Source organism: Burkholderia sp. 9779_493 (assembly GCF_015712215.1).
Lineage (GTDB): Bacteria > Pseudomonadota > Gammaproteobacteria > Burkholderiales > Burkholderiaceae > Burkholderia > Burkholderia cenocepacia.
Window position 1 is genome coordinate 63267 of sequence record NZ_JACCQA010000005.1, and the last position, 22332, is coordinate 85598.

A 22332-nucleotide genomic window follows, 5' to 3' on the forward strand; every position below is an offset into this window, starting at 1 on the left:
CCCCGGTTGTCAATGCTTATGGCGGGGGTGGTCGGACTGGATTAGAATGACCGAGGGGCGCCGCAAGGAAAATGTAGGCGCTCGTCTACGAGTGAAGGAGTGGTGCTTTGAACAACAATATGTTTTCGAAGGCAGCGGTGTGGCTGGTGATCGCACTGGTGCTGTTTACGGTGTTCAAGCAGTTCGACAAGCCCCGCGTCCAGGAAGGCGTGTCCTATTCGCAGTTCATGGACGACGCCAAGAACGGCAAGGTCAAGAACGTCATCGTTCAGGGGCGCAACCTCACCGTCACTCCGGCTGATGGCCAGAAATACCAGATCGTGTCGCCCGGCGACATCTGGATGGTCGGCGATCTGATGAAGTACGGCGTGCAGGTCAGCGGCAAGGCTGACGACGAGCCGAACGCGCTGATGTCCGCGCTGTACTACCTCGGGCCGACGATCCTGATCATCGTGTTCTGGTTCTACATGATGAGGCAGATGCAGGGGGGCGGCAAAGGCGGCGCATTCTCGTTCGGGAAATCGCGTGCGCGGCTGATCGACGAAAACAACAACGCGGTGAACTTCTCCGACGTCGCGGGCTGCGACGAAGCGAAGGAAGAAGTGTCCGAGCTCGTCGACTTCCTGCGCGATCCGCAGAAATTCCAGAAACTGGGCGGTCGCATTCCGCGCGGCGTGCTGCTGGTCGGCCCTCCGGGTACCGGCAAGACGCTGCTTGCCCGCGCGATCGCGGGTGAAGCGAAGGTGCCGTTCTTCAGCATCTCGGGTTCGGACTTCGTCGAAATGTTCGTCGGTGTCGGCGCGGCCCGTGTGCGCGACATGTTCGAGCAGGCGAAGAAGCATGCGCCGTGCATCGTGTTCATCGACGAAATCGACGCGGTCGGCCGTCATCGCGGCGCCGGCATGGGCGGCGGCAACGACGAGCGCGAGCAGACGCTGAACCAGATGCTCGTCGAGATGGACGGCTTCGAGGCGAATTCCGGCGTGATCGTGATCGCCGCCACCAACCGTTCCGACGTGCTCGACAAGGCGCTGCTGCGTCCGGGCCGTTTCGACCGCCAGGTCTATGTCGGCCTGCCGGATATCCGCGGCCGCGAGCAAATCATGCGCGTGCACCTGCGCAAGGTGCCGATCGCGAACGACGTCGACGCGGCAGTCATCGCACGCGGCACGCCGGGCTTCTCGGGCGCCGATCTCGCGAACCTCGTGAACGAGGCCGCGCTGTTCGCCGCACGTCGTGGCAAGCGCATCGTCGAGATGCAGGACTTCGAGGACGCGAAGGACAAGATCTTCATGGGTCCGGAGCGCAAGTCGGCCGTGATCCGCGAGGAAGCGAAGCGCGCAACCGCCTATCACGAGTCGGGCCACGCGGTGATCGCGAAGCTGCTGCCGAAGGCCGACCCGGTGCACAAGGTCACGATCATCCCGCGCGGTCGCGCGCTGGGCGTCACGTGGCAGTTGCCGGAGCATGACAACGAGACGTATTCGAAGGATTACCTGCTGGACCGCCTCGCGATCCTGTTCGGTGGCCGGGTGGCCGAAGAGCTGTTCATGAACCTGGTCAGCACCGGCGCATCGGACGACTTCAACAAGGCCACGCAGACGGCGCGTGCAATGGTCGCCCGGTTCGGCATGACCGACGCGCTCGGGCCGATGGTCTATGTCGACGACGAGAACGATGCGTCGCCGTTTGGCCGGGGCTTCACGCGCACGATCTCGGAAGCGACGCAGCAGAAGGTCGACTCGGAAATCCGCCGCGTGCTCGACGAACAGTACGGCCTCGCGCGCCGCCTGCTCGAAGAGAACCGCGACAAGGTCGAAGCGATGACGGCCGCACTGATGGAGTGGGAGACGATCGACGCCGATCAGATCAACGACATCATGGAAGGCCGTCCGCCGCGCTCGCCGAAGAGTTCGCCGGCTGTCGGCGGCGATTCGTCGGGCGGCGGCAGCAGCGCCGAGGTGAAACCCGGCAACGCGCCGGCGCCGGCCACGCCGGCGGCATAATCTCCGCTTTAACGCCGTTCACGGGCTGGTGTGGCTTCACACCGGCCCGTTTTGCATTCATCCACATCCGTTGCTCGTGTCCGACTCCGCAGTGTCCCCGTTCCTTCCCGCGCCGCTCCAGTGCGGCCGCTTCGAACTGACGTTCGAACGCCCGCTCGTGATGGGCATCCTCAACGCCACGCCCGATTCGTTCTCCGACGGCGGCCGCTTCCTCGCGCGCGACGATGCGCTGCGCCGGGCCGAGCGGATGATTGCCGAAGGCGCCGACCTGCTCGATATCGGCGGCGAATCGACGCGCCCCGGTGCGCCGCCCGTGCCGCTCGACGAAGAGCTCGCGCGCGTGATCCCGCTCGTGGAGGCGCTGCGGCCGCTGAACGTGCCGCTGTCGATCGATACCTACAAGCCGGCCGTGATGCGCGCGGCGCTGGCCGCCGGCGCGGACCTGATCAACGACATCTGGGGGTTCCGCCAACCGGGCGCGATCGACGCGGTGCGCGACGGCAACAGCGGCCTGTGCGCGATGCACATGCTCGGCGAGCCGCAGACGATGCAGGTCGGCGAGCCCGACTACGGCGACGTCGTGACCGACGTGCGCGATTTTCTCGCCGCGCGCGCGCAGGCGTTGCGCGACGCCGGCGTGGCGGCGGAGCGCATCTGCGTCGATCCCGGCTTCGGGTTCGGCAAGGCGGTCGTCGACGACAACTATGTGCTGCTGGCCGCGTTGCCGGACACGGCGCCCGCGCGGCCCGACGGGCGCGCCTACCCGATTCTCGCGGGCATGTCGCGCAAGTCGATGCTCGGCGCGGTGATCGACGGCAAGCCGCCGCTCGAGCGCGTCGCGGCGAGCGTGGCGGCCGCGTTGTGCGCTGTCGAGCGTGGCGCCGCGATCGTGCGCGTGCACGATGTCGCGGCGACGGTCGATGCACTCAGAGTCTGGAACGCCGTGCGCGCAGCCGCGCGGCAACGATAAGTCAGAAAACGAAGGAGGAAGGACCCCATGGGACGTCGATATTTCGGCACGGACGGTATTCGCGGCACGGTGGGCGACGCGCCCATCACGCCGGATTTCGTATTGCGTCTCGGTTATGCGGCCGGCAAGGTACTGGCCGGCTCGGCCGACGTCGCGGCAGGCTCGCGTCCGACCGTGCTGATCGGCAAGGACACGCGCGTGTCGGGCTACATGCTCGAAGCCGCGCTCGAGGCCGGCTTCTCGGCAGCCGGCGTCGACGTGATGCTGGCCGGCCCGATGCCGACCCCCGGCGTCGCGTACCTGACGCGTGCGCTGCGCCTGTCGGCCGGTGTCGTGATCAGCGCGTCGCACAACCCGTATCACGACAACGGGATTAAGTTTTTCTCGGCTGACGGCAACAAGCTGCCGGACGACACCGAAGCCGCGATCGAAGCGTGGCTCGACAAGCCGCTCGAATGCGCGGCGTCCGACGGGCTCGGCAAGGCGCGCCGCCTCGACGACGCAGCCGGCCGCTACATCGAATTCTGCAAGAGCACGTTCCCGGCCGCGTTCAACCTGCGCGGACTGAAGCTCGTGATCGATTGCGCACACGGCGCCGCGTACCAGATCGCGCCGCACGTGTTCCACGAACTCGGCGCGGACGTCATTCCGATCGGCGTCGCGCCGAACGGCTTCAACATCAACGACGGCGTCGGCGCGACCGCGCCGGACGCGCTGGTGCGCGCGGTGCGGGCGAACCACGCCGATCTCGGCATCGCGCTCGACGGCGACGCCGATCGCCTGCAGGTCGTCGACGCGGCCGGCCGCCTGTACAACGGCGACGAGCTGCTCTACGTGCTGGTGAAGGACCGCATCGTCACCGACGGCAAGGTCGAAGGCGCGGTCGGCACGCTGATGACCAACCTCGCCGTCGAAGTCGCGCTGCAGCGCGAGGGCGTGAAGTTCGTCCGTGCGGCGGTTGGCGACCGCTACGTGCTCGAGCAGTTGCGCGAGCATGGCTGGCAGCTCGGCGCGGAAGGGTCGGGCCACATCCTGTCGCTCGACCGGCATTCGACCGGCGACGGCATCGTGTCGGCGCTGCTGGTGCTGGCCGCGCTGAAGCGCAGCGGCCGTACGCTCGCGCAGATGCTCGACGGCGTCACGCTGTTCCCGCAGAAGCTGATCAACGTGCGGATGAAGCCGGGCGCCGACTGGAAGGGCAGCGCGTCGATTCGCGCGGCGATCGACGCAGCCGAAGCCGCGCTTGCCGGCAGCGGCCGCGTGCTGATCCGCGCATCGGGCACGGAGCCCGTGCTGCGCGTGATGGTCGAGGCGCAGCAGGCGGCCGACGCGGTGCGCCATGCGGAGACGATCGCCGACGCGGTGCGGGCGGCGACGACCTGACCGGGACAGGGCGCGCGGCGGCCCGGCCGCTTGCGCGCCCGTTTTCGGTGAATGTGCATGCGGCGCCCTCGGGCGCCGCGGTTTTGTCGGACGCAAAGGTTTGCGACACCTAATAGAAGGGTCCTTCGCCAAACGCATTCTTCCGATCAATTCAGGCATCCGACCCCGGAATCACGCCTGCCGCCGGACCGGGCTCCCCCTCCGGCCGACCCTGCGCTACGATGCGCGCGCACGCCCTTGAAAACGGGCGTTCACCCCGCCCCTCCGAGGCAGGCAATTCTTGCCGCCAGCGCCGCTGCGGCGCCCCGACGCGCCACCCGATACTCCCTTTCAACCAGTCATGTTACTGTCACGCCAGTTTCATCGATTGTCACATTACCGTCATGAGCAGCCCCTAACCTTCGCGGTGCCGTAGTCATCCGCTCACACACTGGAGGTCTCATGAAATTGATGCAAACCGCGATTGCCGGCCTGGCTGGCGCGCTTTTCGCCGTCGCCGCCCACGCTGCCGACATCACGGGCGCAGGCAGCACGTTCGCGATGCCGATCTATACGAAATGGGCCGCGGACTACCAGCAGTCCGGCGGTTCGAAGGTCAACTACCAGGGCATCGGCTCGTCGGGCGGCCTGAAGCAGATCGTCGCGAAGACGGTCGATTTTGCCGGTTCGGACGCACCGCTGAAGGATGAAGAGCTCGCGAAGGAAGGCCTGTTCCAGTTCCCGACGGTGGTCGGCGGCGTGGTGCCGGTCGTCAACGTGCCGGGCGTGAAGGCCGGCGAACTGACGCTGTCGGGCCCGGTGCTCGGCGACATCTACCTCGGCAAGATCAAGAAGTGGAACGACCCGGCGATCGCCGCGCTGAACCCGAAGGTCAAGCTGCCGGATACGGACATCGCCGTGGTCCGCCGCGCTGACGGTTCGGGCACGAGCTTCATCTGGACGAACTACCTGTCGAAGGTCAACGACGAGTGGAAGTCGAAGATCGGCGAAGGCACGACGGTCAACTGGCCGACGGGCACGGGCGGCAAGGGCAACGACGGCGTCGCGGCCTTCGTGCAGCGCCTGCCGGGTGCGATCGGCTACGTCGAGTGGGCGTACGCGAAGAAGAACAACATGACCTACACGGCCCTGAAGAATTCGACGGGCACGGTGGTCGAGCCGAAGACGGAAACGTTCAAGGCCGCGGCAGCCGGCGCGAACTGGTCGAAGTCGTTCTACCAGATCCTGACGAACCAGCCGGGCAAGGAAGCATGGCCGGTCGTCGGTGCGACGTTCGTGCTGCTGCACGCGAAGCAGGACAAGCCGGAGCAGGGCGCGGAAACGCTGAAGTTCTTCAGCTGGGCGTTCAAGAACGGCGAGAAGGCTGCCGACAGCCTCGACTACATCTCGCTGCCGGCGACGGTCGAGACGGAAATCCGCAAGCAGTGGAAGACGAAGGTGACGGACGCTTCGGGCAAGCCGGTCGCCGCCGAGTAAGCCATCCAGCGGTTCGCTGCCCGGCCGTGCCGGTCGGGCAGTGTGTGCGGTAAAGCCGGGCGTCACGGCGCCCGGCGATCAAAAGCAGGCACCCATGTCTGATATTTCATACACGTCCTCCCGATCGCCCGACAGTGCGCAGCAGCGCGCGCCGAGCCGTCTCGGGGATGTCCTGTTCGGCGGCCTCGCACGGCTCGCCGCGATCGTGACCCTGCTGCTGCTGGGCGGGATCATCGTTTCCCTGATCATTGCGTCGATGCCGACCATCCAGAAGTTCGGCATCGGCTTCCTGTGGCAATCCGAGTGGGATCCGAACTCGGATGTGTACGGCGCACTCGTGCCGATCTACGGCACCATCGTGACGTCGATCATTGCACTCGTCATCGCGGTGCCGGTCAGTTTCGGCATCGCACTGTTCCTCACCGAGCTGGCGCCCGTGTGGCTGCGCCGTCCGCTCGGCATCGCGATCGAGCTGCTCGCCGCGATCCCGTCGATCGTGTATGGCATGTGGGGCCTGCTCGTGTTCGCGCCGATCTTCGCCGAATACTTCCAGAAGCCGCTCGGCCGCCTGTTCAAGGACGTGTGGGTGCTCGGCCCGCTGACGTCCGGCCCGCCGATCGGCATCGGCATCCTCGCGGCCGGCGTGATCCTCGCGATCATGATCATCCCGTACATCGCATCGGTGATGCGCGACGTGTTCGAAGTCACGCCGGTGCTGCTGAAGGAATCGGCATACGGGATCGGCTGCACGACCTGGGAAGTGATGTGGAAGGTCGTGCTGCCCTACACGAAGACCGGCGTGATCGGCGGCGTGATGCTCGGCCTCGGCCGCGCGCTCGGCGAAACGATGGCCGTGACGTTCGTGATCGGCAACACGAACCTGCTCGACAGCGTGTCGCTGTTCGCGCCGGGCAACAGCATCACGTCGGCGCTCGCGAACGAATTCGCGGAAGCGCAGCCGGGCCTGCATACGTCGGCGCTGATGGAGCTTGGCCTGATCCTGTTCGTGATCACGTTCATCGTGCTGTCCATCTCCAAACTGCTGCTGCTTCGTCTCGAGAAGGGAGAGGGCAAGAAATGAGCGAGCCCATCATGAATTTCCCGGGGCCGGACGGCGCCGTGCTCGACGCGATGCGCAATCGTCTGCAGCGCCAGCGCAAGGTCGTCAACGCGATCGCGCTCACCGCGTCGCTCGGCGCGATGGCTTTCGGCCTGCTGTGGCTCGTGTGGATTCTCTACACGACCGTGCACCTCGGCGTCGGCGGCCTGTCGCTGCAACTGTTCACCGAGTCGACGCCGGCCCCGAACACGGAAGGCGGCGGTCTCGCGAACGCGATCGTCGGCAGCCTGCTGCTGTGCGGCTTCGGCACGCTGGTCGGCACGCCGATCGGCATCCTCGCGGGCGTCTATCTCGCCGAATACGGCCAGAAGAACCTGCTCGCCAGCACGATCCGCTTCATCAACGACATCCTGCTGTCGGCGCCGTCGATCGTCATCGGCCTGTTCGTGTACGCGATCGTCGTCGCGAAGTCGGGGCGTTTCTCGGGCTGGGCCGGCGTGATCGCGCTCGCGCTGCTGCAGATTCCGATCGTGATCCGCACGACCGAGAACATGCTCAAGCTCGTGCCGAACGCGCTGCGCGAAGCGGCCGTCGCGCTCGGCACGCCGAAGTGGCGCATGGTGCTGAAGATCACGCTGCGCGCGTCGGTCGGCGGGATCGTGACGGGCGTGCTGCTCGCGGTCGCGCGGATCGCCGGCGAAACGGCGCCGCTGCTGTTCACCGCGCTGTCGAACCAGTTCTTCTCGGTCGACATGAGTCAGCCGATGGCGAACCTGCCGGTCACGATCTACAAGTTCGCGATGAGCCCGTTCGCGGAATGGCAGTCGCTCGCATGGGCGGGCGTGTTCCTGATTACGCTCGGGGTGCTCGGACTGAACGTCCTGGCGCGCTCGATCTTCTCGAAAAAGTAACGGCGGAGCAATCCGATGAATATGGCAGAAAGCCACCTGAATCCCGTCGAGCGCACCGCTGCGCCCGCCGGCACGCAAGACGCGGCGCACGGCCGTCCGCTCGCGCCGCTGAACGCGAAGATCGAGGTCAACAACCTCAACTTCTTCTACAACAAGTTCCACGCGCTGAAGAACATCAACCTGCGCATTCCCGAAGGGAAGGTGACGGCGTTCATCGGCCCGTCGGGCTGCGGCAAGTCGACGCTGCTGCGCACGTTCAACAAGATGTTCGCGCTCTATCCGGAGCAGCGCGCCGAAGGCGAAATCCTGATGGACGGCGAGAACCTGCTGACGACGAAGCGCGACATCTCGCTGCTGCGCGCACGGATCGGCATGGTGTTCCAGAAGCCGACCCCGTTCCCGATGTCGATCTACGACAACATCGCGTTCGGCGTGAAGATGTTCGAAAAGCTCACGCGCTCGGAAATGGACGACCGCGTCGAGTGGGCGCTCACGAAGGCCGCGCTGTGGAACGAAGTGAAGGACAAGCTGGGCCAGAGCGGCTACGGGCTGTCGGGCGGCCAGCAGCAGCGTCTGTGCATCGCGCGCGGCATCGCGATCCGTCCGGAAGTGCTGCTGCTCGACGAGCCGTGCTCGGCGCTCGACCCGATCTCGACCGGCCGCATCGAGGAGCTGATCGCGGAGCTGAAGAGCGACTACACGGTCGTGATCGTCACGCACAACATGCAGCAGGCCGCACGCTGCTCGGATTACACGGCCTACATGTACCTGGGCGAGCTGATCGAGTTCGGCGAAACCGAAAAGATCTTCATCAAGCCGGTGCGCAAGGAAACGGAAGACTACATCACCGGCCGCTTCGGCTGATGACGGAGAACAACAGTCATGTCGGATAAACATCTGTCGAGCCAGTTCGACGCGGACCTGAATGCCGTGTCGTCGAAAGTACTGGAAATGGGCGGACTCGTGGAGTCGCAGATCGTCGGCGCGATGCACGCGCTGAACGAATTCGATCGCGAGCGCGCCGAGAAGGTGATCGCGGCCGAGGAAACGCTGAACGCGATGGAAGTGGACATCGACCAGGAATGCGGCAACATCATCGCGCGGAGACAGCCTGCCGCGCGTGACCTGCGTCTTTTGATGTCGATCTCGAAAACGATTACGAACCTCGAGCGTGCCGGCGACGAAGCGGAGAAGATCGCGAAGCGCGTGCGCCGCCTGATCGACGAGCCGGCCGCGCGCGCGGTCAACATCGCCGAGATCAAGGTGTCGGGCGAGATGGCCGTGACGATCCTGCGCCGCGCGCTCGATGCGTTCGCGCGCCTCGATACGGTGGCCGCCGCGCAGATCGTCAAGGACGACAAGGAAATCGACCAGGAATTCCGCGCGTTCGTGCGCAAGCTCGTGTCGTACATGCAGGAAGACCCGCGCACGATCTCGGTCGGCCTCGAATACCTGTTCATCGCGAAGGCGATCGAACGGATCGGCGACCACGCGAAGAACATCGCCGAATTCATCATCTACATCGTGAAGGGCACCGACGTGCGGCACCAGCCGCGCGACACGCTCGATCGCGAAGCCAACAGTTAATCGACTCCGTACAGGAAGAACAGAGGTGCCGATGCCCAGCAACATTCTCGTCGTTGAAGATGAGCCCGCGATTTCCGAACTGATCTCGGTGAATCTCCAGCACGCCGGTCACTGCCCGATCCGTGCGTACAACGCCGAACAGGCGCAGAACCTGATCAGCGACGTGCTGCCCGATCTCGTGCTGCTCGACTGGATGCTGCCGGGCAAGTCCGGCATCGCGTTCGCGCGCGACCTGCGCAACAACGAACGGACCAAACACATCCCGATCATCATGCTCACCGCCCGCGGCGACGAGCAGGACAAGGTGCTCGGCCTCGAAATCGGTGCGGACGACTACGTGACGAAGCCGTTCTCGCCGAAGGAACTGATGGCGCGGATCAAGGCCGTGCTGCGCCGCCGCGCGCCGCAGCTGACCGAGGACGTCGTGTCGATCAACGGGCTGCGCCTCGACCCGGCCACGCATCGCGTCGCCGCGCACGGCGACGGCAGCGAGATCAAGCTCGATCTCGGCCCGACCGAGTTCCGCCTGCTGCATTTCTTCATGACGCATCCGGAGCGCGTGCACAGCCGCACGCAACTGCTCGACCAGGTGTGGGGCGACCACGTGTTCGTCGAGGAGCGTACCGTCGACGTGCACATCAAACGATTGCGCGCGGCCTTGAAACCGGCCGGCTGCGATGCGATGATCGAAACCGTGCGCGGCAGCGGCTACCGCCTCGCCAAGCACGCGTAACGTATCCGGGCATGCCGTGTGCCGCGGCATGCCGTTCCTTCTTTCGGACGCTGAATCATGAACATCATCTGGGCGCGCTTCCTGGTGTCGCTCGTGCTGCTCGTGCTGATCGGCGTATTGGTCGGCGTCTTCGCCGGCCCGACCGCGGGCCTCGTGTTCGTGGTCGTGATGCTGGTCGCGCAGGGCTTTTTCAGCACCTTCCATACGCAGCGTCTGTGGCGCCTGCTCGATGCGCCGGTCTACGGCGAAGTGCCGAGCGCGCCGGGCATCTGGGGCGAGATCTACTACCGGCTGCACAAGCTCGCGAAACAGTGGCATGCGCAGGTGCGGCAGGTCGAACAGCAGCATTCGCGCTTCATCCAGGCGATCCAGGCGTCGCCGAACGGCGTCGCGATGCTCGACGACCACGACCAGATCGAGTGGTGCAACGCGATCGCCGAAGTCCATTTCGGCCTCGATGCGAAGCGCGACCTGCGCCAGCACATCACGAACCTGGTGCGCCATCCCGATTTCGTCCGCTACCTGAACGCGCAGCATTACGACGAGACGCTGTTGATGCGCGGCATGGGCGACTCGCGGCAGAACGTGCTGGCCGTGCAGGTGTTTCCGTACGGCGAGAACCGCAAGCTGCTGCTCACGCAGGACATCACCGAGCTCGAGCGTACCGACGCGATGCGGCGTGACTTCGTCGCGAATGTGTCGCACGAGCTGAAGACGCCGCTCACCGTGCTGTCGGGCTTCCTGGAGACGATGCGCGAGCTGCCGCTGAACGAGGAGGACCGCGCGCGCTATCTCGACATGATGGAGCAGCAGGCGTCGCGGATGCGGCACATCGTGACCGACCTGCTGGTGCTCGCGAAGCTGGAAGGCGAGAGCAAGCCGCCGGTCGATCACGCGATCGACATGCGTGCGGTGTTCGACCATCTGAAGGAGGATGCGCAGACGCTGTCGAGCGGGCATCACGACATCGCGTTCTCGATCGACGAGACGCTCGGTGTCACCGGTGCGCAGACGGAATTGTTCAGCGCGTTCGCGAATCTCGTCACGAACGCGATCCGCTATACGCCGGACGGCGGCAAGATCGTCGTGTCGTGGCGGCGCGAGGGCGCGCAGGGCGTGTTTTCCGTCACGGACAGCGGCTTCGGGATTCCGGCCGCCGACCTGCCGCGGCTCACCGAACGCTTCTACCGCGTCGATCGCAGCCGTTCGCGCGACACGGGCGGCACGGGCCTCGGCCTCGCGATCGTCAAGCACGTGCTGCAGCGGCACGATGCGCATCTGTACGTGCAGAGCGAGGAAGGGCGCGGCAGTACGTTCACCGCGCGGTTCCCGGGCTCGCGCATCATCGCGATCCGGCCGGCCGCCTACGAAGCATGATCGCGTCGCGTTCCGGCGTTAAAAAAGCAGCCCGCGGGCTGCTTTTTTCATGGCGATGCGGTACGTCGCCCGCATCGCACCGACGGCTCACGAACAGAACTTCGCGAGCAGCCCGAGTTGCGCGTTGCGAATCGTCTTGCCCGCGCGGCGCCGGCGATAGTGGCCGTCGCTGTGCATCTGCCATGCCGACTGGTTGTCGCCGAGGCACACCGACAGCCCCTCGGCGATCACGCGCCGCTTGAGCTTGCGATCGCGGATCGGGAACGCGACTTCGACGCGGCGGAACAGGTTGCGGTCCATCCAGTCGGCACTCGACAGGTAGACGTCCTCGGCGCCGCCTGCGTGGAAATAGTAGATCCGGTGGTGTTCGAGGAAGCGGCCGACGATCGAGCGCACCGTGATGTTTTCCGACAGCCCCGGCACGCCGGGCTTCAGCGCGCAGACGCCGCGCACGATCAGGTCGACCTTGACGCCGGCCTGCGACGCTTCGTACAACGCAGCGATCACCGATGGCTCGAGCAGCGCGTTCATTTTCGCGACGATGCGCGCGCGCTTGCCGGCCTGCGCGTTGTCGATCTCCGCGCGAATCGAATCGATGATGCGCGGATGCAGCGTGAACGGCGACTGCCACAGCTCGTGCAGCGTCAGTTCGCCGCCGATGCCGGTCAGTTGCTGGAACACGTGATGAACGTCCTCGCAGATCTTCTGGTCAGCCGTCATCAGCCCGAAGTCGGTGTAGAGGCGCGCGGTGCGCGGATGGTAGTTGCCGGTGCCGAGGTGCACGTAGCGGCGCAGCGATGCCTTGCCGGCCTGCACGACGCGCCGCACGATCAGCATCATCTTCGCGTGGCACTTGTGGCCGACCACGCCGTACACGACATGCGCGCCGACGGCTTCGAGCTGCGACGCCCAGTTGATGTTGGTTTCCTCGTCGAAGCGCGCGAGCAGCTCGACGACGACGGTCACTTCCTTGCCGTTGCGCGCGGCTTCCATCAGCGCGTCCATCAGCGGCGAGTCGGTGCCGGTGCGGTAGATCGTCTGCTTGATCGCGACGACGCTCGGATCCTTCGCGGCCTGCTGCAGCAGCTCGAGCACCGGCTGGAAGCTCTCGTACGGGTGGTGCAGCAGGAGGTCGCCGGCGTCGATCGCATCGAACATCGTCGGCGCGTTGGCGATTGCCGCGGGAGTCGACGCGGTGAACGGCGTGAACTTCAGGTCGGGTCGATCGACGAGATCGGGAATCTGCATCAGGCGCACGAGGTTCACGGACCCGGCCACGCGATAGCAGTCCTTGTCGCCGAGTTCGCTTTCCTCGAGCAGGCGTCGCACGATGTGCAGCGGCGTGTCCGCCGATACTTCGAGGCGTACCGCGTTGCCGAGGTGGCGCGCGGGCAGCTCGCCCTGCAGCGCGACACGCAGGTTGGTGATTTCGTCTTCGTCGACGAACAGCTCGCTGTTGCGCGTGATGCGGAACTGGTTGCAGCTCTTCACGACGAGTTGCGGGAACAGTTCGCCGACGAAGCGCTGCATGAACGAGCTCAGCAGCACGAAGCCGTGCTCGAAACCCGACAGCGCGTGCGGCATGCGCACCACGCGCGGCAGCGCGCGCGGCGCCTGCACGATGCCCATCACGGCCTGGCGGCCGAACGCGTCGCGGCCTTCGAGCTCGACGACGAAGTTCAGGCTCTTGTTCAGCACGCGCGGGAACGGGTGCGCCGGATCGAGGCCGATCGGCGTCAGCACGGGCAGCAGCTCGTCGAGGAAGTAGTGTCGCGCCCATTCGAGCTGCTCGTCGTTCCACGTGTCGCTCGCGTGGAAGTAGATGCCTTCCTGTTCGAGCGCGGGCAGCACGGTTTCGTGCAGCATCGTGTACTGTCGATGGACGAGCCGCTGCGCGCGTTCGACGACGAGATCGTAAGCGTGCTGTAACGACATGCCGTCGGGCGTCAGCGCGCCGGGGTTGTCGCGGATCTGCTCCTGCAGGCCGGCCATCCGGACTTCGAAGAATTCGTCGAGGTTGCTGCTGGTGATGCAGATGAAGCGCAGGCGCTCGAGCAACGGGACTTGCGGATCGGCCGCCTGGGCCAGCACGCGCTCGTTGAAACCGAGGATGCCGAGTTCACGATTGAGAAGCGGGTAACGGACGGACATCGGCAGAGTAGGGGGTAATTCAGGCGATGATTCGAAAGGACGCTCGGAAACTCTCACGGTACGATGACGTGCTGATGACAATAATGGTTTTATATCGGGAAATTCTACGCCGTAACCCTTTCGTCGCATAAATGTTTCGGCTATATGGAATCGAGCAGTGTGCATGCCCGTGAAGCGTGGCAACGGCAAGCGTTCCACGCTTAAAATGTCGCCTTTGATTGATCGCCCTCGGTTGCCGGAACGGCTGCCGCGGAAGAACGCGCACGGAGCCCCCTTCTGATGGTTACAACTCCCCACTTGCTGGCTGCCGTGGATCTCGGCTCGAACAGCTTCCGGCTGATCGTCGGGCGCGTCGAGGAAACGCCGGCAGGCAGCCAGATCTATCCGGTCGACGCGCTGCGCGAGCCGGTCCGGCTGGCCGCGGGCCTGTCGAGCGACAAGATGCTCGACCGCGCGTCGCAGGAGCGTGGCTGGGAGGCGCTCAAGCGGTTCGGCGAGCGCCTGCGCGATTTTCATCCCGATCATGTGCGCGCGGTGGCGACCAACACGCTGCGTGTCGCGAAGAACGCCGCGGAATTTCTCGGCGAGGCCGAGGCGGCGCTCGGGTTCCCGATCGAAGTGATCGCGGGCCGCGAAGAGGCGCGCCTCATCTATGCGGGCGCCGCGCACTCGGTGCCGGCGAGCGCCGGCAAGCGGCTCGTCGTCGACATCGGCGGCGGCTCGACCGAATTCATCATCGGCTCGCACTACACGCCGATCGTGATGGAGAGCCTCTATATCGGCTGCGTGAGCCATAGCCGCACGTTCTTCCCGGCCGGCAACGTCGACGAGTACACGATGCGGCAGGCCGAACTCGCGGCCAAGCGCGAGATCCAGATTATTTCGAGCGAGTACAAGAAGGCCGGCTGGGACCAGGCGATCGGCTCGTCCGGCACCGCGCGCGCGCTCGCGGAACTCGTCGAGGCGAACGGCTTCAACGATCCGGGCATCACGCACGGCATTTCGCGCGGCGGGCTCGAGCGGCTGAAGCGCGCGCTGATCAAGTCGGAGAACGTCAACCGGCTGAAGCTGATCGCGCTGAAGCCCGACCGCGTGCCGGTGCTCGCGGGTGGCCTAGCGATCATGCTGGCGGTGTTCGAGGAACTCGGCGTCGACTACGTCGACACGACCGACGGCGCGCTGCGCCTCGGCGTGCTGTACGACCTGCTCGGCCGGACGCAGCACGAGGACATGCGTGCGGTGACCGTCGAGGGTTTCACGCGCCGCTACGGCGTCGATCGCGCGCAGGCCGAGCGGATCGGGGCGCTCGCGGCGCGTTTCTACGACGAGCTCGAGGAAGACGACGAGGAAGCGCGCGAGGAAGGGCGGATGTTCCTCGGCTGGGCGGCTGCGTTGCACGAGATCGGCCTGTCGATCTCGCACAGCGCGTATCACAAGCATTCGGCCTATATCGCGAGCAATGCGGACATGCCGGGTTTTTCGCGCACCGACCAGGCCCGGCTCGCCGCGCTCGTGCTCGGCCATGCGGGCAAGCTCGGCAAGCTGTCGCAGTCGCGTGAGGTCGAGTGGCCGCTGCTGTTCTGCCTGCGGCTCGCGGCGCTGCTGTGCCGGCGCCGGACCGATGCGGGGCTCCCCGATATTTCCGTCTCGCAGATGAAGAAGGGCGGTTATGAGGTGCGCCTGCCGAACGCGTGGGTCGAGCAGAACCCGTTGACCGACTACAGCCTCAGCCAGGAGGCGGCGGAGTGGGAGAAGGTCGGTATCCCGTATCGCGTGGTGTATACCGGCGCGTGACGGGGCGATAGCGGGCCCGGAAGGTGTTTCGGGATGCCACGAGCCGGGTGGGCGGTATGCTGCGCCATCCGTTCGGCGCGGCCGCACGCTCGTGCTGGCGGCCCGCTCAGTCCGACGAGCAGACGATCGCGGTCAGGAACGGGAATGCCTGCTTGACGGTGGCGTCGCTGCCGGCCTTGCGCACGGCTTCCTCGACCGAGCCCTTCGTGCCGCGTACGACGACGCCGTAGGCCCAGTCGCCGATCGGCGTGCCGTCGCCCGGACGGAAGATCGGGTCGTTCGCCTGGTAGCCGAGCACGACATAGACGCCGAAGCCGTAGGCCGTCAGCGGGTGGTTCGTGCGGAACGCATTGACCGAGTTCGATTCGACGTGCATCGGCTCCGACTGGATGTCGCCGGCGGCGAGCAACGGTGCGACGAACTTGTGGCCGGTCGAATGGCAGTCGAGCGCGTCGTCGAGCGCTTTCGCCGACGCGGTGCCGGCGGCGGTGGTCGCGAGCATGAGCAGCGACGCGCAGAGGGCTGGCTTGAGAACGTTGTTTTTCATGCGCGGTTGCCGGGTTGTTTCACACGTATTATCGCGTGTTCCAGCAAGTTTCGTGCGCGGGCTTGACGGCGGATGCGCGGGCGCATCGACGTGGTGGCGGGCCCGTACCCGGGCCGCCGCGCGCTGCGGGAAATGGGTAGGCGATTCCAGGGCCGGTAAAAAGCGCCCGTAAACGGAAAAGGGGCTACGGTGTTCAACCGTAACCCCTTGATTCCTGTGGTCGGAGCGAAAGGATTCGAACCTTCGACCCTCTGATCCCAAATCAGATGCGCTACCAGGCTGCGCTACGCTCCGACGAGCCAAAGATAATAACGTCGAATGGCCGATTCGGTCAATCACGATATGCGGGTAAATGCCGCGGCGGCGAGCGGTCCGCGATTTGCGACAATTCACGGGACGATCGGCCGGCCCGTACGCATGCGCGCGCGGGCGCTCGCCGAAGCAAGGAGAACATCATGATGAACCTGATCCTGTGGCGTCACGCCGAAGCCGAAGATTACGCAACGAGCGATCTCGCGCGCCAGTTGACCGTGCGCGGCCGCAAGGACGCGCAGGCGATGGCCAAATGGCTGCGCGGGCGGCTCGAGACGAATACCGTGATTCTCGCGAGCCCGGCGGCGCGCACCGTGCAGACCGTGGAGGCGCTGACCGACCAGTACCGGACCGTCGACGCGCTCGCGCCGGGCGGCGGCGTCGACGACGTGCTGACGGCGGCCGGCTGGCCGGAAGGCATCGCGCCGACGGTCGTGATCGTCGGCCACCAGCCGACGCTCGGCAGCGTCGCCGCGCAGCTGGTCGCCGGCAGCGACGACAGCTGGAGCGTCAAGAAGGGCGGAATCGTGTGGCTGGCGAGCCGCACGCGCGACGGCAACCGGCAGGCCGTGCTGCGGGCGGTACTGACGCCCGAACTGGTGTAAAGCCCCGTCTGAATAGGTTTGAAGGGATTGATCATACGGTTTCGCAAGCTTTCTGCTAAAGTCAATTCGGCGACACGTCATTGAAAGGACACGGTCGTGCCACATAACGGTCACGGCCGATTACTACATTGGCGGGCATGTCGTCCTATTCCTTACGATCAGGAAAGCCTAATGCGAGAACTGCCGACGCCTACGCTCCCCTTTGCCTCGCTGCCCCTCGACACGTCGCGGCGCCACCTGCCGCGCGCCAGTGAAACCGTCACATCCGAGTATCGCCTGCGCGCCGCATGGGCGCGCACGGAAGACGAATTGCGCGAAGCCCAGCGCCTGCGCTTCAGCGTGTTCGCCGAAGAGATGGGCGCGCAGGTCAGCGGCCCGTCCGGTCTCGACGTCGATCCGTTCGACGCGTATTGCGACCACCTGCTGGTCCGCGATCTCGACACGCTGAAAGTCGTCGGCACGTACCGCGTGCTGCCGCCGCACCAGGCGGCGCGGGTCGGCCGCCTGTACGCCGAAGGCGAATTCGACCTGTCGCGCCTCACGCACCTGCGCGGCAAGATGGTCGAGGTCGGCCGCTCGTGCGTGCACAGCGACTATCGCAGCGGCGCCGTCATCATGGCGCTGTGGGGCGGGCTGGGCGCGTACATGATGCAGAACGGCTACGAGACGATGCTCGGCTGCGCGAGCGTGTCGATGGCCGACGGCGGCCACTACGCGGCGAACCTGTACCAGTCGCTGTCGGCCGGCTCACTGACTGCGCCCGAGTATCGCGCGTTCCCGCACACGGCCCTGCCGGTCGACGAACTGCAGACGGGCACCGTCGTTGCGCCGCCGCCGCTGATCAAGGGTTATCTGCGTCTTGGCGCGAAGATTTGCGGCGCACCGGCCTGGGATCCCGACTTCAACTGCGCGGATTTCCTGACGCTGTTCCGCCTGTCGGACATCAACGCGCGCTACGCCCGCCACTTCCTGGGCTGAGCGGTCCGAATCGCATCGCGCCCTCTGAGGGCGCGCTGCGCGCAAGCGAACGCCGTCGCGTGGCAGACGTCACGCGACGGCGTTCGTGTATCCGGTCGATGTGTGTGTATCGGGCCCCGATAATTTCGGCGACATGCGGCGATCACCGTGCCGCCGAGCGGCACGTTCGCGCCGGCCCCGGGGACGGGCCGGACGGCAGCGACGCGCTCAGTGCTTGCGCCGCCAGTCGAGCAGGTGGTGTTCCGCCATCCAGTGGTGGATCATCCCTTCGCCTTCATGGCTGCGCTTGTATTCGCGCGACTCGAAGTACGACAGCGCGACGAGCACCATCAGACCGATGAACAGGCCGATCAGGCCCGCAATTTCTTCAGACGACATGGCAGCCTCCTTTCAACGGCACAGCGCCATGCGTACATAGTAGGACATGCGCGGCGCAACCCCGAAACCCGATTTCCGCTAGACTCGGCGCGGTCTCGGCGTGCGTTCGGCGCGCCGTTTTCCGGAGCCCTACCTGATGACTCGTTTCGTGCTGGCCGTGCTGGCCGCATCCCTCCTTGCCGCTTGCAGCAGCGATCCCCGTCAAGCGCGCCGCGGCCACCCGCCGGAAGATCCGGCCGACTATCACGGCGTGCCGACCGACATGACGCCGCCGTCGATGCTCGACGCGCCGTCGCCGAAACCCGTGCAGTCGCAGTAACGGTCGGCCGGGGCCGCTGTCACGCGCGGGCTGCCGATGTGGCCTGCGGGTCGGCGCCGACTCGCCGCAACAGCGCCGGCAGATAGCGCGCGAGCGTCGCGCCGCGCGCCGCCATGAACAGCAGCAGCGCGAACCACAGGCCGTGATTGCCGAACGTGCCGACGGCGGCGAGCGTGGCCGCGACGAAGATCGACAACGACGCGACCATCGCGCGCATCAGCGATTGCGTCTGCGTGGCGCCGATGAACACGCCGTCGAGCAGGAAACCCCAGACCGACACGATCGGCGAGATCGCGGCCCACGGCAGGTAGCGCAGTGCGACGGCGCGGATCTCGGCCTGATCGGTCAGGCGCGCGACGATCCAGCCGCCTGCGGCCCAATAAACGAGCGCGAACAGCAGCGCGCCGAGTGCCGACCAGAACAGCGTGACGCGCACGGCTTGCCGGAATGCGCGGCGATCGCGCGCGCCGGCCGCCGCGCCGACGAGCGCCTCGGCCGCATGCGCGAAGCCGTCGAGGCCGTACGCCATGAAGGTCTGGAAATTCAGCAAGAGCGCATTCGCGGCGAGCGTCGCGTCGCCTTGTTGTGCGCCGAGATGCGCGAACCATCCGAAGGCGCCGAGCAGGCACAGCGTGCGCAGGAAGATGTCGCGATTGAGCGCGATCAGCCGCTTGAGCGCCGCACGGTCGGCAAGCGCGCGTACCGCGAGCGGTGCGAGGCCGCGCGGCCGCAGCCGCCACAGCATCCATGCACCGAGCGCGAAGCCGCACGCGTCCGCGGTGGCGGTCGCGGCGCCGATGCCGGCGATCCCCCAGCCGAAACCATACACATAGAGCAGCACGGCACCGATGTTCACCGCATTGATGAACACCTGCGCGACGAGCGCGAGTCGGACGCGCTGCATGCCGAGCAGGTAGCCGAGCACCACGTAGTTCGCGAGCGCGAACGGGGCGCTCCAGATCCGTGCGTGGCTGTACCCGAGCGCCGTCGCGCGGACGGCCTCGCTGCCGCCGAGCGCGGACAGCGCGAACGACAGCAGCGGCACCTGCAGCGCAAGCACCGCGGCGCCGAGCGCGAATGCGACGATCAGCGCGCGCAGCAGGTTCAGGCGGATCCCGGCGGCGTCGCCGGCGCCATGCGCCTGCGCGACGAGGCCGGTCGTCCCCATCCGCAGGAAGCCGAAGCCCCAGAACACGAAATTGAAGAACAGCCCGCCGAGCGCGACGCCGCCGAGATATTGCGCGCCGTCGAGGTGGCCGGCGACGGCCGTGTCGACGGCGCCGAGGATCGGTTGCGTCAGGTTCGCGAGGACGATCGGGAACGCGAGCGCGAGGACGCGCCGATGCGTGACGGCGGCCGACGCGCTACCGGCCCCGTGCGGTAAGGCGGATTCGGACATGGTGGACGCGTCAGGCGCGTTCCTGCACGCAGACCCACGGCGAGACGACGACCGCCCACAGCTCCGGATTGCGCGCCGCGTAGTCGGCGGCGGTCTCGGCCGGCATGGGCGCGACGAGGCCGGACGACAGCCAGCGCGTGACCTGTTCGGTGTCGTCGCTGGCGACCGCTTCCGCGACGCTGACGAGATCGAGGTCGCGCGCAACGGACAGCAGCTTGCCCTGCGCGAAGAAGCGCTCGAGATCGCACCAGTCGATCTTGGCGGTTTCGCCGAGGAGTTTGGCGTAGAGCGGGCTGTGCGACGCGCCCGCGGCGGCGTGTTGATCAGAGGACATCGGTTTCTTGGAAAGACTGCGTGGCGCCACTATAAACCATCCGGCCGGGCGGGCCGAGCGGGGACAGTGCGCTCACGCGTCGCGCAGCGCGCGCCGCACGATCTTGCCGGTCGCGGTCATCGGCAGGCTGTCGACGAACGCGATCGCGCGCGGATACTCGTGCGCGGCGAGCCGCGTGCGCACGTGGGCCTGCAGTGTGCTGACGAGCGCTGCGTCGCCGACGTGGCCGGGGTTCAGCACGACGAATGCCTTGACGATCTCGGTACGCGTCGCGTCGGGCACGCCGACGACGGCCGCCATCCGCACCGCCGGATGCGTGAGCAGGCAGTCCTCGATCGGGCCGGGGCCGATCCGGTAACCGGCGCTTGTGATCACGTCGTCGTCGCGGCCGACGAAGCGCACGAAGCCGTCGGCGTCGATCGTGCCCGTATCGCCGGTGAGCAGGTAGTCGCCCGCGAACTTGTCGCGCGTCGCGTCGGGGTTGCGCCAGTATTCGAGAAACATCACCGGGTCGGGGCGGCGCACCGCGATGCGGCCTTCGACGCCGGGCGGCAGCGGCGTGCCGTCCGCATCGACGATCGCGACCGCATGACCGGGCACCGCCTTGCCGATCGCGCCGGGCTGCGCATCGAACAGCGCCGCGCATGACGACAGCACCATGTTGCACTCGGTTTGCCCGTAGAACTCGTTGATCGTCACGCCGAGCGCGTCGCGGCCCCACGCCGTCAGTTCGGTGCCCAGCGATTCGCCGCCGCTCGCGACCGATTTCAGCGACAGCGCGTAACGTTCGCGTGGCGCCGTGACCGCGCGCATCAGCTTCAGCGCGGTGGGCGGCAGGAACGCGTGAGTGACGCCGTGCCGCGCCATCAGCGCGAATGCCGCGTCGCCGTCGAATTTCTCGAAGCGGTGCGCGAGCACCGGCACGCCGTGATGCCATGACGGCAGCAGCACGTCGAGCAGCCCGCCGATCCATGCCCAGTCGGCGGGCGTCCAGAACAGGCGCGCGTCGCGCGGGAAGCACTGCTGCGACATCTCGACGCCGGGCAGGTGGCCGAGCAGCACGCGATGCGCATGCAGCGCGCCCTTCGGCTTGCCGGTCGTGCCGGACGTGTAGATGATCACGGCCGGATCGTCGGCGGCCGTATCCACCGGCACGAAATCCGGCGCTTCGGCGGCGAGCGCCGCGTCGTAGCGCCACACGCCCGGCACGTCGGGCGCATCGTCGCCGATGCAGTAGACGGTATGCAGCGCCGGCAGTTGCGCGCGCAGCGGCGCGATCTTCGCGTAGCCGGCCGCGTCGGTGACGAGCGCGGCTGCCTCGCTGTTCGCGAGCCGGTACTCGAGCGCGTCGACGCCGAACAGCGTGAAGAGCGGTACCGCGATCGCGCCGAATTTGTACGCGGCGAGGTGCGCGATGGCCGTTTCGGGCCCTTGCGCGAGAAAGATGCCGATCCGGTCGCCGCGCCGCAGGCCGGCACGCGCGAAGCTGTTCGCGAGCCGGTTAGAAGCATTCCTCAGGTCGTCGAACGTGAGGCGCGAAACGTCGCCTTGCGCCGTTTCGTGGATCAGCGCGAGGCGTCCGCTGCCGTCGGCCCATTTGTCGCACACGTCCACGCCGATGTTGTAGCGCGCCGGAAGGTCCCACCGGAAGCGGGCGAGGAGGTGATCGTAGCGGTCGGCGGCGGGCAGCATCGCGTGGTCTCCTGATGTCGAGCGGGGCGTCCGGTGAGCGGCTTACATCAGGATTTCACGCAGACGAATCCACAATGGTGTTTGCTGATAGGGAATGTTCGGACTCGTCCAGTAGGCGAGCCTCAGTGCACGATTTCACAATGACGCATAAGATCAAGACAAAACAGTGGTGTGACCATGGATTTGCTTCTGATAGCTGCGGGGTTCAGCCTGATCGGAATCGGTGTGCTGGTGGCGTTTGCTCGTCATGTCGATCCGTTGTCCGGCCGTGTCACCGGACGTCTGCGCAAGCGCTGACGCGACTTTTTTCCGTTTTCGCC

20 protein-coding genes and 1 tRNA gene are annotated in these 22332 nt (G+C 66.4%); 14 read left to right on the forward strand and 7 right to left on the reverse strand.

Annotated features, from left to right (window positions below):
- The first annotated feature begins 107 nt into the window (after window positions 1-107).
- From ftsH to phoR, 10 genes are all read left to right on the forward strand, one after another.
- Window positions 108-2006: an ATP-dependent zinc metalloprotease FtsH gene (ftsH, locus tag H0X95_RS06480; RefSeq protein ID WP_006490511.1), complete on the forward strand. Its 1899-nt coding sequence runs from the start codon at window positions 108-110 to the stop codon at window positions 2004-2006.
- 76 nt (window positions 2007-2082) lie between these two features.
- Window positions 2083-2976 carry a dihydropteroate synthase gene (gene folP, locus H0X95_RS06485; protein WP_442859832.1) on the forward strand — a complete coding sequence of 298 codons (894 nt, stop codon included), beginning with the start codon at window positions 2083-2085 and terminating at the stop codon, window positions 2974-2976.
- A 27-nt stretch (window positions 2977-3003) separates the two neighbouring features.
- Window positions 3004-4359: a phosphoglucosamine mutase gene (gene glmM / locus H0X95_RS06490; RefSeq protein ID WP_006497611.1), complete on the forward strand. Its 1356-nt coding sequence runs from the start codon at window positions 3004-3006 to the stop codon at window positions 4357-4359.
- A 441-nt stretch (window positions 4360-4800) separates the two neighbouring features.
- Window positions 4801-5835 carry a phosphate ABC transporter substrate-binding protein PstS gene (pstS, locus tag H0X95_RS06495; protein WP_006490565.1) on the forward strand — a complete coding sequence of 345 codons (1035 nt, stop codon included), beginning with the start codon at window positions 4801-4803 and terminating at the stop codon, window positions 5833-5835.
- A 94-nt stretch (window positions 5836-5929) separates the two neighbouring features.
- The gene (gene pstC, locus H0X95_RS06500; protein WP_006490596.1) at window positions 5930-6916 is read left to right on the forward strand and encodes a phosphate ABC transporter permease PstC; all 987 of its coding nucleotides are present in this window, start codon (window positions 5930-5932) and stop codon (window positions 6914-6916) included.
- Window positions 6913-7806 (forward strand): phosphate ABC transporter permease PstA, encoded by an 894-nt coding sequence (gene pstA, locus H0X95_RS06505; RefSeq protein ID WP_034178403.1) that lies wholly within the window; start codon window positions 6913-6915, stop codon window positions 7804-7806. Before pstC ends, pstA begins: the two co-directional genes overlap by 4 nt.
- A gap of 15 nt (window positions 7807-7821) precedes the next feature.
- Window positions 7822-8670, forward strand: coding sequence for a phosphate ABC transporter ATP-binding protein PstB (gene pstB / locus H0X95_RS06510; protein WP_006490515.1), 849 nt, complete (start codon window positions 7822-7824; stop codon window positions 8668-8670).
- An 18-nt stretch (window positions 8671-8688) separates the two neighbouring features.
- Window positions 8689-9393: a phosphate signaling complex protein PhoU gene (gene phoU / locus H0X95_RS06515; RefSeq protein WP_006490618.1), complete on the forward strand. Its 705-nt coding sequence runs from the start codon at window positions 8689-8691 to the stop codon at window positions 9391-9393.
- A 31-nt stretch (window positions 9394-9424) separates the two neighbouring features.
- Window positions 9425-10126 carry a phosphate regulon transcriptional regulator PhoB gene (gene phoB, locus H0X95_RS06520; protein ID WP_006750313.1) on the forward strand — a complete coding sequence of 234 codons (702 nt, stop codon included), beginning with the start codon at window positions 9425-9427 and terminating at the stop codon, window positions 10124-10126.
- Between the two features lie 57 nt (window positions 10127-10183).
- The gene (phoR, locus tag H0X95_RS06525; protein ID WP_006490622.1) at window positions 10184-11503 is read left to right on the forward strand and encodes a phosphate regulon sensor histidine kinase PhoR; all 1320 of its coding nucleotides are present in this window, start codon (window positions 10184-10186) and stop codon (window positions 11501-11503) included.
- A gap of 87 nt (window positions 11504-11590) precedes the next feature.
- Here the strand turns inward: phoR and ppk1 are convergent, their stop codons facing one another.
- Window positions 11591-13654, reverse strand: coding sequence for a polyphosphate kinase 1 (gene ppk1 / locus H0X95_RS06530; protein ID WP_006490552.1), 2064 nt, complete (start codon window positions 13652-13654; stop codon window positions 11591-11593).
- Between the two features lie 279 nt (window positions 13655-13933).
- Here ppk1 and ppx point away from each other — a divergent pair, with 279 nt between their 5' ends.
- Window positions 13934-15448: an exopolyphosphatase gene (gene ppx / locus H0X95_RS06535; RefSeq protein WP_006490522.1), complete on the forward strand. Its 1515-nt coding sequence runs from the start codon at window positions 13934-13936 to the stop codon at window positions 15446-15448.
- Window positions 15449-15554: 106 nt separating this feature from the next.
- Here the strand turns inward: ppx and H0X95_RS06540 are convergent, their stop codons facing one another.
- Window positions 15555-15995, reverse strand: coding sequence for a hypothetical protein (locus H0X95_RS06540; RefSeq protein ID WP_034200760.1), 441 nt, complete (start codon window positions 15993-15995; stop codon window positions 15555-15557).
- Between the two features lie 217 nt (window positions 15996-16212).
- Window positions 16213-16289 (reverse strand) — tRNA-Pro (locus H0X95_RS06545).
- A 161-nt stretch (window positions 16290-16450) separates the two neighbouring features.
- Between H0X95_RS06545 and sixA the strand changes: the two genes are divergently transcribed.
- Both sixA and H0X95_RS06555 read left to right on the forward strand, forming a co-directional pair.
- Window positions 16451-16912: a phosphohistidine phosphatase SixA gene (sixA, locus tag H0X95_RS06550; RefSeq protein WP_062910843.1), complete on the forward strand. Its 462-nt coding sequence runs from the start codon at window positions 16451-16453 to the stop codon at window positions 16910-16912.
- Window positions 16913-17083: 171 nt separating this feature from the next.
- Complete coding sequence (locus H0X95_RS06555) at window positions 17084-17890, forward strand: GNAT family N-acetyltransferase (protein WP_006490555.1); 807 nt, start codon at window positions 17084-17086, stop codon at window positions 17888-17890.
- 207 nt (window positions 17891-18097) lie between these two features.
- On the opposite strand, the gene H0X95_RS06560 is transcribed toward H0X95_RS06555, so the two are convergent.
- Window positions 18098-18268 carry a hypothetical protein gene (locus H0X95_RS06560; protein ID WP_006476323.1) on the reverse strand — a complete coding sequence of 57 codons (171 nt, stop codon included), beginning with the start codon at window positions 18266-18268 and terminating at the stop codon, window positions 18098-18100.
- A 136-nt stretch (window positions 18269-18404) separates the two neighbouring features.
- Between H0X95_RS06560 and H0X95_RS06565 the strand changes: the two genes are divergently transcribed.
- Window positions 18405-18587 (forward strand): hypothetical protein, encoded by a 183-nt coding sequence (locus H0X95_RS06565; protein ID WP_006490588.1) that lies wholly within the window; start codon window positions 18405-18407, stop codon window positions 18585-18587.
- Window positions 18588-18606: 19 nt separating this feature from the next.
- On the opposite strand, the gene H0X95_RS06570 is transcribed toward H0X95_RS06565, so the two are convergent.
- The 3 genes from H0X95_RS06570 to H0X95_RS06580 form a co-directional block, all read right to left on the reverse strand.
- A complete protein-coding gene (locus H0X95_RS06570) occupies window positions 18607-19986 on the reverse strand; it encodes an MATE family efflux transporter (RefSeq protein ID WP_080331317.1) in 1380 nt (459 codons plus the stop codon).
- Window positions 19987-19996: 10 nt separating this feature from the next.
- Entirely contained in the window at window positions 19997-20320 is a 324-nt protein-coding gene (locus H0X95_RS06575) for a DUF2288 domain-containing protein (protein ID WP_084750117.1), read from the reverse strand.
- 72 nt (window positions 20321-20392) lie between these two features.
- Window positions 20393-22012: an acyl-CoA synthetase gene (locus H0X95_RS06580; RefSeq protein ID WP_196445960.1), complete on the reverse strand. Its 1620-nt coding sequence runs from the start codon at window positions 22010-22012 to the stop codon at window positions 20393-20395.
- Window positions 22013-22332: the final 320 nt, after the last annotated feature.

What these genes read in the sequence shown, in the direction of transcription:
- glmM (WP_006497611.1), top strand. Translation starts at nt 3,004, where the DNA reads ATGGGACGTCGATATTTCGGCACGGACGGTATTCGCGGCACGGTGGGC.
- pstS (WP_006490565.1), top strand. Translation starts at nt 4,801, where the DNA reads ATGAAATTGATGCAAACCGCGATTGCCGGCCTGGCTGGCGCGCTTTTC.
- pstC (WP_006490596.1), top strand. Translation starts at nt 5,930, where the DNA reads ATGTCTGATATTTCATACACGTCCTCCCGATCGCCCGACAGTGCGCAG.
- pstA (WP_034178403.1), top strand. Translation starts at nt 6,913, where the DNA reads ATGAGCGAGCCCATCATGAATTTCCCGGGGCCGGACGGCGCCGTGCTC.
- pstB (WP_006490515.1), top strand. Translation starts at nt 7,822, where the DNA reads ATGAATATGGCAGAAAGCCACCTGAATCCCGTCGAGCGCACCGCTGCG.
- phoU (WP_006490618.1), top strand. Translation starts at nt 8,689, where the DNA reads ATGTCGGATAAACATCTGTCGAGCCAGTTCGACGCGGACCTGAATGCC.
- phoB (WP_006750313.1), top strand. Translation starts at nt 9,425, where the DNA reads ATGCCCAGCAACATTCTCGTCGTTGAAGATGAGCCCGCGATTTCCGAA.
- phoR (WP_006490622.1), top strand. Translation starts at nt 10,184, where the DNA reads ATGAACATCATCTGGGCGCGCTTCCTGGTGTCGCTCGTGCTGCTCGTG.
- ppk1 (WP_006490552.1), bottom strand. Translation starts at nt 13,654, where the DNA reads ATGTCCGTCCGTTACCCGCTTCTCAATCGTGAACTCGGCATCCTCGGT.
- ppx (WP_006490522.1), top strand. Translation starts at nt 13,934, where the DNA reads ATGGTTACAACTCCCCACTTGCTGGCTGCCGTGGATCTCGGCTCGAAC.
- H0X95_RS06540 (WP_034200760.1), bottom strand. Translation starts at nt 15,995, where the DNA reads ATGAAAAACAACGTTCTCAAGCCAGCCCTCTGCGCGTCGCTGCTCATG.
- sixA (WP_062910843.1), top strand. Translation starts at nt 16,451, where the DNA reads ATGATGAACCTGATCCTGTGGCGTCACGCCGAAGCCGAAGATTACGCA.
- H0X95_RS06555 (WP_006490555.1), top strand. Translation starts at nt 17,084, where the DNA reads ATGCGAGAACTGCCGACGCCTACGCTCCCCTTTGCCTCGCTGCCCCTC.
- H0X95_RS06560 (WP_006476323.1), bottom strand. Translation starts at nt 18,268, where the DNA reads ATGTCGTCTGAAGAAATTGCGGGCCTGATCGGCCTGTTCATCGGTCTG.
- H0X95_RS06565 (WP_006490588.1), top strand. Translation starts at nt 18,405, where the DNA reads ATGACTCGTTTCGTGCTGGCCGTGCTGGCCGCATCCCTCCTTGCCGCT.
- H0X95_RS06570 (WP_080331317.1), bottom strand. Translation starts at nt 19,986, where the DNA reads ATGTCCGAATCCGCCTTACCGCACGGGGCCGGTAGCGCGTCGGCCGCC.
- H0X95_RS06575 (WP_084750117.1), bottom strand. Translation starts at nt 20,320, where the DNA reads ATGTCCTCTGATCAACACGCCGCCGCGGGCGCGTCGCACAGCCCGCTC.
- H0X95_RS06580 (WP_196445960.1), bottom strand. Translation starts at nt 22,012, where the DNA reads ATGCTGCCCGCCGCCGACCGCTACGATCACCTCCTCGCCCGCTTCCGG.